This is a genomic window from Capnocytophaga sp. oral taxon 324 str. F0483, from assembly GCF_000318315.2.
GTDB lineage: Bacteria > Bacteroidota > Bacteroidia > Flavobacteriales > Flavobacteriaceae > Capnocytophaga > Capnocytophaga ochracea.
In genome coordinates this window covers 1-13,788 of record NZ_KB291518.1, presented here as the reverse complement: position 1 = coordinate 13,788, position 13,788 = coordinate 1, and the positions used below count along the sequence as shown (strand labels likewise).

The window sequence follows — 13,788 nt, the reverse complement described above, 5'->3', positions numbered from 1 at the left end:
AAATTAAAATTAGACTCTATGGGTTAGTTTTTTTGTCAATTATCAATTGTAATAGGGCACTACTATTTTTAGGGTTTTACCGCGCAAAACTACTTCTTGGGTAGCGGTACGCACTTCTTCTACGTAAAATTTAAGGTTTTCGCGAGTAGCTACTCCTCCTAACTTCTTATACTCAACAAGCAAATTGATATGGGTGTCTGCTACCGGATTCTCAATAGGCGGAATTTTATAATACCAATTGTTAAGCGCATTGATATTAGCACGCCCCGAAAAGAAAGTGCCTGTAGTGCGCTCGCTTACAATACGCGCAGGGTTAATGGCTTGGCTAAGTGAGCGGCTGGTGTTCTGGTATACGCCTAACTGATTGAGAAAGCCTTTTTCATCTATACAACGTACTTTCACTTTCAGCTCTTTTGGGGCGAGTCCTGCCGAGGTAGCGGTGAGTGTGGCTACCCCTTCAGCTTTGCCTCTTATCTCTACAATCCCACTACTGCCGTTCCAAGTAACTTTTATCACCTCATCGGGGTCGGTAGTGGTGAGGCTCACAATATCACCACCTCCTAAGCGTATGGTTTTATTGATATCGGTAGGGGCAAGGGTTACTTCATCTGCTGAAAAACTGAGTTCATTAGGGCGGACGTTAATCTCCAAGCGCGCGGTTTGGTCGTGTGAATGAATGATTGCATAAGTAGTTCCTTGTTCTTGAAAACTCTTTATCTTCAGGGTATCCTGACTGATAGAAGCACTTGCCAAACGACTGTTAGCAACATTCACTGTGTACTTGTGGTTGCCCCCTGAGAGCAATATATCGTGCTGACTTTGGGGGTAGAGTGTGAGCTGAGTGAGCGAGCTGCTCTCGGTGCCTATTTTGATAGGCTCGGAGGTATCTGTTTTGTCTTCGCAGGCGCATAGCACTATGGCAAAGAGACATAAAAGTATATTTTTTGTCATAATTGGTAACGTTCAGCGATTTGTTGTGTGATGTTTTTAAGTGAACCTACAATTTCGGCAGGCGCTAACAATCGGGATTTATTCCAAAGTCCGGTACCTGCTACGAGTTGGTTTTGGAGGGCTTTTACTTCGTCGTAAGTGAAATAAAGACTGCCATCGGGTTTGCGAGTGAATTGCAATGCGTATAGAAAGCCATAACCTTGCGACAAGTACTTGAAAGCCTGCTTAGGCGATTCGGTGTAATTGGCAAGGGTATTTACCCCCGTAAGGGTGTGAATGGTGCGAATAGCCATCACTTTGGAAAGTTCTTTGCGAATGATATACATTTGTTCATATAAGGCTTCATAGCGATAGCGCCCTAACTCTATGCGTCCTTGTACAAAAGCATTGCGAATTTTGCGTTCGGCGCCTGCCAAAGCAGCTACTCCATCGGATTGGGTGAGTGATTGCAGATGCAGGAAATAGCCATAAGCCAAATCCCAATGATGTTCGAGTTGAGTGTAGTTCTCACCAGCGGGCAAGACTACGTTTTGGTGTTCGCGGCGCAGGGTAGCATCGGAGAAAAAACGCTCGTCTAAGTGGTACAAGAGAATTTTATCTAAATAGAGTGCTCCGTTTATAGTGTATATAAACACTTGTGCAGGCGCAATGCCTTTTTCGTCAACATACACACGATCGGCATCGCCTACCCTACGACCTGCATCACCCGAAACGCCTTGTTGGGCTTCGCGTAGCGGAATGCTTTTGGCTACGAGAAAGAGATTTTTTACATCTTCTCTCACTTGGGCAGTAGCAGCCAAAGGTGAGGAGGCTACTTCGTCAGCGGGTTTTACGTATGAAGTTCCCTCGTTGTAATAACGCAAAATTTCGTCGTAAGTAAAATTAGAAATAGCACCGTTGAGCAAACGCCTTTCGATGATATCCAATGGTTCGCGCAACAAGCTCACGCTGTGTTCATCAAAACTCGACTGCCCATTGCGGCTGAAAGTGTAGGGGATATCAGCTTGCGGACGCAAGATATTGGCAGTCTCCACAGTCTCACCTTCGCCTTTTTGGCAAGCTATGACTACTAACAACAAGGAAAGATATGATAGTATATGTTTCATTTTAATAGATTAATTAGGCAATTGTAAGATAGCCCCCGTTCCCCCGAAGGGGGACAATCCGCAAAAAGCAACTTTTTATGATACAAAAGTCATTATAATAAGTAATTTAATATTTCTTTATCACACTTTAAGGCAATACTATATATTCGCAATAAGGGGTTATATTATCGGTACCATCGGTGTTTTGGGCTGCGATGTACTGTAAGGTAGGTACATTCACCACTCCTTGGGTATCTACCGCAGTGAGCTGGGCACTCACGCGCGATTCTCTTTCTCCCCCTCCATACACGCCGAGATACAGCGGATAACCTGAAGGGAGGGTAAAGGTAAGCGTTTGTGCCGTAGTGGTGGCACTGAGTACCACGCGCTCTTTATTGGCATTTACATAACACACATAATAACGTGGGTCACGAACATTGCCTTCTCCTCGCTGACATTGATAAGTGAGGGTTACAGTATACTCACGTGCTTCTTGGGGGGCATCAGCTCCTGAGTATACAAAGTGTTCGATATCACACTGTTTATGCACAAGGTCTTCGTAGTTGATGGTAGGTTTTTCAATTCCTTTGAAAGGGAATAGCTTTTGGTAATCCTCTGGAGTAGGATCTTCTTCTTTGCTATTGCAGGCTATGAGTAACAAGACTGCAATGATAGTGTTTAGATATTTCATTTTATTAATTTGCCAATTTGCTAATTCTCAAATTTTCTAATTAATTCTCAAATATTTCGGCAATGTAGCCAGTGGCAATTCCTTTGCTATCACGATGATGGGCTACAAAGCGGTTGCCTTCTCTTACAAAGTCGTAGAATATAATCGACTTGTTGTAGCGCAAGCCTGCTCTAAAGGTGAGTCCACTTTCAGTGCCTACATAGCCTGAGCCTATAAACTGACTTTTATACCTGCCTGTTGAGGGGTCTTCCTGCGGATTGGTGCGGTACTCAAATACGTAATACCTATTGGCAACAAAGCCTTCTAAGAAAGGTGTGTTGAGTCCAAAGCTATTGCCTTTTAGGTATACATCACTTTGGTAGTAGATTTTGCTACCCCGCTTAATCACTATTTGAGGGTTTTGCATCTGCTCGAAAAAGAGTCGGTTGTTATAGGCTTTTTGTAAGAACCGTTGTTTATCGTCGGCAGTTTTGAGTTTTTCAAACACAATGTACTCGCGGGCAGGGTCGGCATACGAGGCTGTTTTGAAGACCATATTCTGCAAGGTGTCTTTGCCTACATACAGCCAATCGGCAGCCGCGCGAAAACGGTTGTTTACCAATTGGTGAACGTAGTTATAGGTAGTGAACGACAGCTGTAACTGCGCCTCTTGGCTGAGGGTGTATTCACTTGTTTTGACGGTTTGCAGCGTTTCGCTATGGGTATCGGCTTGTATGGCTACTGTATTGTCTTTGTGAAAAGTCATCAGGAAATAGAAGCCACCAAAACCTTGGTTTAAGAGTTTTTCTACATAACGTGAATCACTTCGTTTTTCAGCTTTGGTGGGGGTAGCAAACAGCAATGAATCGGTGCGGGGGAAGTAGAGCACTTTCCAACCGTAGGGCGCTTCGGTAAGTTCTTTTTGCAAGGCAATGCGCTGCTGAAGCATACGCTCAGAGGGCGATTGCTCAAAAACATTGTGGTCTTTTTGACAAGATGCCAAAAGAAGCGCAATGAGTGCTGTTGTTAAAAGATATTTCATATAAATTTCTTACATTAAATCTCCCGTGGATTCCACGGATTTCTTGGATTTTATATATTTATTTTATACACTTTGCCAAAGTTTCTTGCCTGTGCGGCTCGCACCTTTGGCAAAGTGTAGTGACTCTTCACTCTTCACTTTTACCTATTATTAAAACGATTGAGGCGTTGGAGGCTTAAGAGCTGTAAATGCTTCAAGCTGAACCCTACTTTTTTGTTGAAATAATCGGCTATGAAGGCTTCTTTTTTTAGTAGGTTGTTATACGATAGTACTGCGCGTTGTGCTTCTTCATCACTGCTGTCTATAGGGGTCTTAGCAATATTTTTGGCTATCTCTATCTGGGTGTTGAGATTGGTGAGGGGAACGCTTATCATCTCGGCAAAGTCGTTTTCGGCTGAAAGCATTGCTTGAAAGGTGATAAATCCGTAGTGATTGGGCGTGCTTTGGGTAAAATTACAATAGTAGCATTCCTCATCTATACCTGCTTGGCTGTGTGCATTTTGGCATTGGATAAGCGATGCAAAATACTGAAAAGGCAAGGCACTGGTACAGATATTCTTATCGCGCTTTTTGGGGTAATACTGCAAAGCATAAAGGGCAGTATCATCATTAGGAAAGCCGTATAGCTGTTTGTTAGAGCTCGCACGATAATCCTTCTGACTGATATTCAAAAACGCCTGACGGTCGTAAGGGTATATCTCATCGCCTAATAAGCGAGCGAATTGGTGATGTACAATGCGCATCAGTACATATACTTTATTCTTGTCGCGTGGGTCGAAATTATTGATGTTATACAAATGAAATTCACGCCCTACCGCACTGCTATTGATGAGCTCTTGTCCGTTGCCATCAATGTTTTTACCGCCGTAGAGGTATATTTTTAAAGGAGCTTTCCCTTTCCAAAAATTAGTCCCTCCTAAAGAGGGCTCACTATAGAGTTCGAGCCATAGGTATTTAATAGTCTCGAGTACCGGTTTTACTTTGCTCACTTCAGGTGGATAGGTATAGGTACCTTTAGGGGCAGTGTTTTTGTCCCAACGGTATTCCACAGCAATGCCATAAGGCAAGGTGATATTAGTTTCTATCCACTTGTCTAAATCGGTATAGGCTCGCTGAGCGGTTTCAGCTTCTACAACGCTTTGGGTAGCGAGTTTTTCCTTCTTGCAGGCTGTCGCGAGGAACAAGAGGGATATAAAGGTTATTTTTAAAAGGTTTTTCATATAAGTTTTATTTATTGCTTGTCGTGGATGAATAGCCCCCGTTCCCCCGAAGGGGGACAATCCGCAAAAAAGATGTTTTATTTATTGTAACACTTTTTACTATTCACTTTTCACTATTCACTTTTCACTTACCTCGGGTTTGCAGGCAAACCGCGGTTGATGGCTTCTATGGGGAGTTGTATCACTTTGCGCAAATCCTCTTTTTGGAGGGGTTCACTGGTGCGATTTACAGGGGTGTAAAAACGCCTGATGTCTAACCAACGCATTCCCTCGTGCATAAATTCCCATTGGCGCAAAAAGGCAATATTTTTGATAGCCCCTAACTGACGAATGCTAAGCCCATAGAAAGGCGAATAGTTGCGATAATCGTCATCGGTAGAGGCGATGAGGTCTTCCACGGTGATATTGCGAGGATTATCGAACTTTATTTTCTGAAATTCGCGATATTCTAAGAGCAGTTGGTTGTAGTTTTTGAGCATTGCGTATGCTTCCATACGGTTGAGCATCACCTCATCGGTAGTAAGCAGTACATTCGACACGTACAAATCAGTAGGTTTGCTACCAGTACTGCCAAAGAGCGACAACTCATCAAACTTGGCAATATACATCCCATTATACACAGGAGTGGGTGAGGTTGCTGGGGTGTAATAGGCAGCGTTATTGTTCATCAGTTGGGTAGTAAAGCCGTACTTAGCCGTAGGGAGCTCTCTTGCCCAACGCGATTGCACGGTGGTGATGAGCAGATTTGCTTCTTCTTCAGGCTGTGTATAACGCTGGTAGAGATACGGACGGTTGTTAAAACCATACACATCGTAATAGTCTTTTTTCCAGTGGCGCAACTGTGTTTTAGGTTGCGTGAGTACATAGTTAGCATAGTCTATCACGGTTTGCCATTCGCCTTTAAACAGATAGAAACGCGAGGCAAAAGCATAAGCAGCACGCTTGTTGAAATGAAACTTAGGTTTAGTGTAATAGGCATCGCTCACTAAAGAAATACCCAACTTGAGATCTGTTTCTATCTTCTGATAGACCTCATACACAGTACCTCTATTATACTCTACCAAAGCGTTTTTCTCGGGCGTAGTGAGGTAAGGAATCCCCATATCGTTTTTAGAGGCTTCGCCTTTGTAAGGCTCTGCCCAAATATTCACGAGCATAAAGTGCAGGTAAGCCCTGAGCAAGAAAGCCTCGCCATAAAGCGCTTTTACACGTTCGGTTTTGGGGTAGCGAACTAAAAGTTCTAAGGCTTTATTAGCTTGTGCGATGCCTCGGTAGCAACTATTCCAATAGAACAAAGGCGCATCGAGGTCTTCTTGGTCTTCATCTTCCCAGCGGTACATCGCTTCGTTCAAACGGGTATGGACACCATTTTCGCGTTCGGCTACATTGTCGGTACGCGTTTCGAGGAAAGGGAAATAGCTCGCATCGGGGTAAGCTCCAGTAAGGAGCTCGGCTATTTTCTCTTCCGAATCGAGGGGAACATTTAGAGAGGCATCGGGGTCTTTGTCTAAATAGTTGCAACTTAGCAATAACAAAGAAAATATGTAAATTAAATGTTTCATTCAGTTTTAAACTATTAATTTTCAATTGTTAATTGTTAATTCATTAAAATCCTATTTGGAATGACAAGGTATATTGTTTTGGGGTAGGCAATGACACACCACCAGACTTGTAATACTCAGGGTCTTGACCGTTGAGTTTGCTATCGGAATAGATAAGGAATGGATTAGTGGCTTGCGCTCGCACGATGAGGCTGCTCATACCATAGCGTTCCAAAGCTTTTTTAGGTACGCGGTAGCCCAATGATATACTTTTCATACGCACAAAGCTACCATCGGCAACACGGTTTTGAGAATAGTTGTATGTATTATAAGCGCGCTCTATATTCTCCTTGCCAATGAGATCAATAAGACTCTGTGAAGGCAATGAGGGCACCTTGGTACGGAGCTCGTCGTAAGGATGCAACCAGCGGTTGTAATATTCCTTAGAAAAGACATTTAAATCGCCGAAAGCGGGATCGAAAGTAGGGTTCAAACGAATTTTATTCCCCGCTTGAGCCGAGATAAAGAAAGAGGCTTCCCAATTTTTGTAGGTAAAAGTATTAGAGAGTCCTGCAATCACATTGGGTTCTACCGATCCGTGATAGATAAGGTAGGATTTTGAGTACTTTGTGTCAAGAAAATCAGCGCCTACTACATTGGCATTCGGGCGGTTGTTGAGCGGATAAAGTCCAAAATCAAAAGTAGGTAAGCCTTGGTGGTTCACTCCTTGATAGTTGAACGAAAACAATGAGCCTTTAGGGTAGCCCACGATATTGCCACGCCCTGTACCCGATACCATATCAAAAGTGTTAGGGGTGTTGAGCAAACGGGTAATCTTTTGGTTCATATAGCTGAACGAGATAGTAGTTGCCCATTGGAAATCTTTCTGTTGTATGTTTTTGGTATTCAGAGATAACTCTATGCCGCGGGTGCGCATATCGCCAAAATTGGCGTACTTATAGTATTCACCGCCTATACCCGAGGTGCGAATCAGGTCAATAAGGTCGAATGAATTACGCTGATAAACATCTACCGACATACTGATGCGATTATCAAAAAAGCCCGCATCGACACCGAGATTCAGCTCGTACATCTTCTCCCAAGTGAGGTCGCGGTTTTCTAAGTGCTGCAAGCGCAAAGCGTTCTCTCTATCGCTAAAGCGGTAGCGGTTTTGCACATAGTTTTGGAATACACTATAAGAATTTATTGCTTGCTCGTTCATTTTAGCAGTAAGCCCATAACTGGCTCTCAGGGCAAGGGTACTGATGTTTTTGCTGTTGAAAAAAGGTTCACGGTCTATATTCCACTTCGCACCCACATTCCACGTAGGCAACCAGCGAGAGCGCGTACCGCGACCGGCAGTGTTAGAACCTTCGTAGTTCAGCACAGCATTAACGATATATCTACCCTTATACCCATAGGTGGCACTACCCGAAAAGGTAATACCGCGGTCATACTTTTCGGTAAGGGCAAAATAGTTGTTGCCTTCGTTGAGAAGCTTTTGGAAGATAAGCGGATTGGTAAATACCTGATTGCCGCGATCATACTGAATGCCATAGCCTTGGAAAGGCGTAACAGTGCGGTCGGCATAGCGGATTTCGGCAAAACCAAAGGCTTTGAGGTCGTGGTGCTCGTGCAAGGTGCGGTGGTAATCAACTGCCAAGCGCCCCATATAGCTTTTGAGAGAAGTTTCAGTTTTGTTGAAAATACCCCCATTGGTGAGCGCTATTTGCGGAGGCGCTAAAGGATTGTCCTTATTTTTGAGCAAATAGATATTATCTTTGGCTACTTGAGGTGTTTCATTGGCGCGAAACGCCTTGATAACATTAGAATTTTCGGTGATGTAGTGTGAAGATTGTGTTTGCGCTTGGCGCGCGGATACTAAAGCAGTAACCTCTAAATGCGGATTGACCTTGTAAGAGGCTTCGGCTTGTATTTTGAAATCAAGTACATCAATTTTCATATAGTTGTTGCGATATTCCTCCAAAATATTGAAAGGCGCCCAGTTGTTGCGGTAGTACTCTAAATTACCCTGCGCATCTTTAGGTCGCAAAGTGCGCGACGTGCCTAAAGCATACGAAAAAGGGTTGATATCAAAATCACGCTCGAAAGCACCTACAGCTGTGTTTTTACGCTGTGCAAAAGTGCCAGGGGCTTTCTGACTGCGTAAATTCCCTACGGCAGTAAAGGTAGCTTTTAGTTGGTCGTTGATATAAAAAGTATTTTTGAGGTTGGCAGTGATACGCTTCACATTATCGGTAATCGTCCAGCCGCTATCGTGATAATAACCTAACGAAGCATAACTCGTACTGTTTTTACCCCCACCGCTAAATGTAATAGTGTGGCTGCGTATGGGGTTGATAGAAAAAAGATGTTTGAACCAATCAGTATTGGCGTATTCGCGTTCTTTCATAAAGGCAGCCTGAGCTGCTGGTGTATTAGGGTAGTAGTAATTGCCGGTATTAGGGTTGATGGTACTCACGCCCTTATACCACTGGTAGTAAATACCACTGCGCCTGCCGTAGAGGGTGTTTTGCAAATTGAAATAGCCTTTGCTGTTCATCTCTTGCAAGAGTGACATTGTTTCTTGCGAGTTCAGCAGGTCAAAATCTTTATATGAAGGAATAGTGCGGAAGCTCTGTTCGTAGCTATAAGTAATGCGGTTAGGCGTATCGCGTTTGCCTGATTTGGTTGTAATAACAATCACCCCATTGAGGGCGCGCGCTCCATACATAGAAGTAGCCGATGCATCTTTCAGCACTTGTATATCCTCTATATCAGTAGCGTTGAGTCCAGCAATAGCCGAGCTCACTAAGGTAACCGCATCACCAGAAACCAACTGGTCAAGACTGAGGGACACCAAATCTTCATAAATCGCCCCATCGATTACCCAAAGCGGCTGTACATTGCCTATGATAGAAGCCCCCCCGCGAATATTGATGCGCGGTGCTGAACCAAAAGACCCCGTTACATTTTGGATAGAAAGCCCTGCTACACGCCCTTCGAGCATACGCGATATATCGGCAACGCCTTCCATTTTGATATTGTCCATCTTCACCGAAGCAGCTGCCCCTGTAAATACGCGGTTTTGTATTTTTTGGTAGCCCGTGAGTACTACCCCCTCTAAGGCTTGGGCTTCTTCTTGGAGTACGATTTGCAGGCTCTCCCCTTTGATTTTGAAGCGTTGGGTTTTCATTCCCACATAACTCACTTCAAGAGTTTGCCCTACTTGCGCTTTGATGTTAAAATGCCCCTCCATATCGGTACTGGTGCCTATATGTGATTCTTTCACCACTATCGTCGCGCCCAACAGCGGAGTGCCATTGGTTTCTTTTACCGTTCCTTTGAGGGTAAAGGTTTGAGCGCTCACCGAGAGGCTTACGAGGAGAAAAAGGAATATGTATGACAGTTTGTTCATCGTTAATTTACTTTGTAAATGATACCGCCAAAAATACCTAAAGGATGTCCTGGGCGCAATCCTGAGGGGTGACGGGATACCAAATAAGTGCGATTGGTAAGGTTGATAGCATTTAGGGTGAGGGTAAAACGGCGTGCAAAATGCGCTTTAGCAGCAACATCGATAATGGTATAGGCAGGAATTTTATGGCGTTCGGCGATAAGTCCTTGCCCTGGTTCAGTGCGCACAGCGCCATTATAGCGAATACCTATATTCAGTTCGTATTTTTTGTACTCGGCTCCTATACTCAAGTTGAGGCTATGGCGGTTGATATAAGGAATTTCGTCACCAGCAATCACTCGCCCCCAAGAGTTGCTCTCGAAAGAGTTTTTCATCTCGGTATCGGTGAAGGTGTAGGAGAGTTGTAAGGGGGTTTTTATAGGAGACTCCTCAGGAAATGGCTGATATTGTGCGATAAACTCAGCTCCTTTCACGACAGCTTCCCCCACGTTGAACTGTTCGAGGGTACCTGTACCGCCCATAGCCGCAAGGTCACTGCCCAACATATTGCTGTAGTTATTGTAAAAACCTATCAATTCAGTTTTTAGTTGTTTGTAATTCACACGTAAGCCCGCTTCAAAGTTGATACTGCTTTCAGGTTTTTGGTTTTCGGTGAGTAGGGTAATATTGCCATTTCTGTCCATCACACGCTTTTCTTTACTCACCCCTGGGGGTGAAAAGCCCTTGTGTACACCAGCAAAAGCAGACAACCCATCGGAAAGATTGTAGTGCAACCCCAAACTGGGTATCACGGCATTGGCTACATTGGTGGTTTCTATGCGTTTTTGCCCTGTGCGGCGGGTATCAGCAGTAGTGTAATCTTTTTCTAACAATTCTATATGCTCAAAACGCAAGCCCACAGTTACGGTAAGCTGTTTGTAAGTCAGTTTAGAAAGCCAATAAGCCGCTAAGGCATTGGCACGAGTAATTTTATTCGCCTGACTACCCTGCACCCCTTTCCAGAGCAATTGCATTTGCTGGTTTTTCATTGCATAGATATCGTCCCACTGGTTGCGGTCTTCCTCATCGGTGTGGTAACGCAGCCCCCACTCGTTGTCTAAATAACAATTGCCCCATATCGCTTTGTATTCCGCTTTGGTTTGCACACCACGAGAGAAATAGTTACGGTAGTTGGCGCGCACAAAGAGTCCAGGGTTGTTTTTAAGGCGCTCGTAGTCGTTGTAGAACACGCGGCTATCGGTTTTACCTGAAAGTATATCAAAATAAGGAGCATTAGTTTCGGGGTCGGAGAGAATTTGCCCAATGGTGCGTTTTTCGTTGGCTGAAGTGCCGTATTTCACCGATTCAAGTTTGTACCAATTGCGGAAGAAGGTATTGTAATAGAAGTGAGTAGTAAATTTTAGTCGGTTAGAAAACTGAAGTAAGTAAGTGCCCACCCACTGAGTGTGGCGAGTTGTGAGGTGGTCTTTTTGAGAACCTACATAGCGCAGGAAAGGCGTTCGGGCAAAATCGGATTGCGTAAGACCTACATAAGTTTCATTAGAATCCTCATCGGCATAGCCCGCTTTCAGCTCAAAAGAGTGGTTAGCCCCTTCGGTTTTAGCCGTATTCACTTTGAATTTAGCGACCCAATCGTTGCGTTTGAAGCCTGCATTTTGTTTGTTTTCAAAATGTTTAAAACCATCGGACTGGTAGCGGAGGTATTCCACCATATAGCCGAAGTGTTTTTTGCTGTCACCAGCGTTGATATGCGTTTTAAGGGTATTATTCGTGCCGCAAGTAGCGTTTAGTTTTGCAGAAAATTTAGTTGGGATAGCCGTAGACACCATATTGATAGCCCCACCGGTAGTAAACGGACCGTATTGCACTTGGCTACTGCCTTTCACCACCTCTACTGCTTGCATACGCGCGGCATTAGGAAAATAGTAAGCCGCAGGGGCAGCATAGGGAGCAGGGGCAGCCAAAATACCATCCTCCATTAGGGTAATTTTCTCACTTCGTTCTGCTTTAGTGCCTCGCAAACTGATATTAGGTCGCAAGCCATAACCATCTTCTTCGTATACATTCACCCCAGGGACAGCTTTGAGCATACGGTTGATATCAGTATAGCCCATTTTTTGGATTTCTTGAGGAGAGATGTAATATGCTGAGCCCGTACGGTTACGCGCCTGAAACTTGCTACCTAATATTTGCTGCGCCGATACGGTAACCTCTTCTAAGTAGTGTACAGAATCTTTTTCTTGGGTTCCTTGTTGTGCTACAGCAAAGGAGGTAAAGAATAAGAGCAAAAGTATAAAAATACTTATTTTTTTCATAAGGTATCAAAAAATCGGTGCAAAGGTACATATTATTTATAAACAAACCAAATAAAAAAGATAGATAATTTACTTTTTGGAATCATCTTCACTTTTCACTCTTTACCACTCTCTCCTGGCGGTTGATAGATTCTTGGTGAATTGCCTTAAATACCTGAATCACTAAATCCTCACTTAGGTTGCGTTGTTCGCCTTCTGATATCATTTTGCCAAGAATTTCGTGCCAACGTTGGTTTTGCAAAATCGCTACATTATTCGCTTTTTTCAGCATTCCTATCTCATCGGCTACCTCCATACGTCTTTTGAGTAAATCCAATAATTTATTGTCCAGTATATCAATGCGCGAACGTAAATTACTTAACTGACTCACATAGTCTTCCTCAGATACCGAAGCCTCGCGAATGCGCAAATCTCTCATTATTTGTATGAGGCGTTCAGGGGTAATCTGTTGTGCTGCATCACTCCACGCAGCATCAGGCGTACAGTGCGTTTCAATCATCAAGCCGTCGAAGTTTAAGTCGAGGGCCGTTTGCGATACATCAAAAATCATATCGCGTTTGCCGGTGATATGCGAAGGGTCGCAAATAAGTGGCAAGTCAGGGAACTTGTTTTGCAGTTCAATTACCAATTGCCATTCAGGAATATTGCGGTATTTGGTCTTTTCGTAAGTAGAAAATCCGCGATGTATCACCCCCAAGTTTCTGATGCCTGCGCGTTCTAATCGTTCCAAAGCTCCTATCCATAACGGAAGATCGGGGTTTACAGGATTTTTTACCAAGATAATCTTATCAGTGCCTTCTAGCTCATCGGCTATTTCTTGAATAATAAACGGACTCACAGTAGAGCGCGCTCCTATCCACAACATATCAATATCGTGCTCCAAGGCAAGCTTCACGTGGTCTTTATTGGCTACTTCGGTAGCCGTTTTGAGTCCCGTTTCTTCTTTTACCCGTTGTAGCCATTTGAGCCCTAACGCTCCTACACCTTCAAACATACCTGGGCGGGTACGAGGTTTCCAAATACCTGCACGGAAGAAAGATACATCAGTATCTTTTAGGCTATGTGCTATTTTCAGCACTTGTTCTTCAGTCTCAGCACTGCAAGGTCCAGCAATTACTACGGGGTGGTTAAGGTGTAAGTTATCAAGCCACTGTCTATTTTCTTTGGTTATTTCCATTCTATGGGTCTTATTCTTTTAGTTGTCAAAGGGCAAAGATACAAAAAACTAAAGAATAACTAATGAAAAACCAAAAAACTCTACATTATCAACTGATAAATTAGCGAAAAAGTAAAATATACCCATTTTCAAATCTTTAATAATTATCTTTATAATCACTTACCTTTACCTTAGTTTTTTCTTACCTTCGTTCATTCTTGATTTGCCCGTGCCACTCGCACTCTCATTTACTAATTCCCAAATTCGCTAATTTGCTAATTTTTCCACCCGTCTGTGTGGCTCACACCACCCGCCCGTGCGGCTCGCACCATCTGCCCGTGTGGCTCACACCTTTAGCAAAGTTGAAATCCACTAATAACCTTCTTTTTA

At 43.7% G+C, this 13,788-nt stretch carries 9 protein-coding genes; all 9 read right to left on the bottom strand.

Features of this window, described 5'->3' with window-relative positions; genetic code table 11:
* Positions 1–42 precede the first annotated feature (42 nt).
* The 9 genes from HMPREF9072_RS05170 to HMPREF9072_RS05130 all read right to left on the bottom strand — a co-directional run bounded on the left by HMPREF9072_RS05170 (position 43) and on the right by HMPREF9072_RS05130 (position 13,419).
* A complete protein-coding gene (locus HMPREF9072_RS05170) occupies positions 43–951 on the bottom strand; it encodes a hypothetical protein (protein ID WP_009410869.1) in 909 nt (302 codons plus the stop codon).
* A complete protein-coding gene (locus tag HMPREF9072_RS05165) occupies positions 948–2,057 on the bottom strand; it encodes a DUF4856 domain-containing protein (RefSeq protein ID WP_009410868.1) in 1,110 nt (369 codons plus the stop codon). The genes HMPREF9072_RS05170 and HMPREF9072_RS05165 overlap by 4 nt, the downstream gene beginning before the upstream one ends.
* 127 nt (positions 2,058–2,184) lie before the next feature.
* A complete protein-coding gene (locus HMPREF9072_RS05160) occupies positions 2,185–2,727 on the bottom strand; it encodes a hypothetical protein (protein WP_009410867.1) in 543 nt (180 codons plus the stop codon).
* Between the two features lie 40 nt (positions 2,728–2,767).
* On the bottom strand, positions 2,768–3,748 hold the full coding sequence (locus HMPREF9072_RS05155; RefSeq protein WP_009410866.1) for a DUF4302 domain-containing protein: 981 nt from the start codon (positions 3,746–3,748) through the stop codon (positions 2,768–2,770).
* Positions 3,749–3,888: 140 nt separating this feature from the next.
* Positions 3,889–4,968 (bottom strand): putative zinc-binding metallopeptidase, encoded by a 1,080-nt coding sequence (locus HMPREF9072_RS05150; RefSeq protein ID WP_009410865.1) that lies wholly within the window; start codon positions 4,966–4,968, stop codon positions 3,889–3,891.
* Positions 4,969–5,096: 128 nt separating this feature from the next.
* The gene (locus tag HMPREF9072_RS05145; RefSeq protein WP_009410864.1) at positions 5,097–6,530 is read right to left on the bottom strand and encodes a RagB/SusD family nutrient uptake outer membrane protein; all 1,434 of its coding nucleotides are present in this window, start codon (positions 6,528–6,530) and stop codon (positions 5,097–5,099) included.
* A 43-nt stretch (positions 6,531–6,573) separates the two neighbouring features.
* Complete coding sequence (locus tag HMPREF9072_RS05140; protein ID WP_009410863.1) at positions 6,574–9,927, bottom strand: SusC/RagA family TonB-linked outer membrane protein; 3,354 nt, start codon at positions 9,925–9,927, stop codon at positions 6,574–6,576.
* Positions 9,928–9,929: 2 nt separating this feature from the next.
* Positions 9,930–12,242 (bottom strand): TonB-dependent receptor domain-containing protein, encoded by a 2,313-nt coding sequence (locus HMPREF9072_RS05135; protein WP_009410862.1) that lies wholly within the window; start codon positions 12,240–12,242, stop codon positions 9,930–9,932.
* An 88-nt stretch (positions 12,243–12,330) separates the two neighbouring features.
* Positions 12,331–13,419, bottom strand: a complete 1,089-nt coding sequence (locus HMPREF9072_RS05130) for a bifunctional 3-deoxy-7-phosphoheptulonate synthase/chorismate mutase type II (protein ID WP_009410861.1) — start codon at positions 13,417–13,419, stop codon at positions 12,331–12,333.
* Positions 13,420–13,788: the final 369 nt, after the last annotated feature.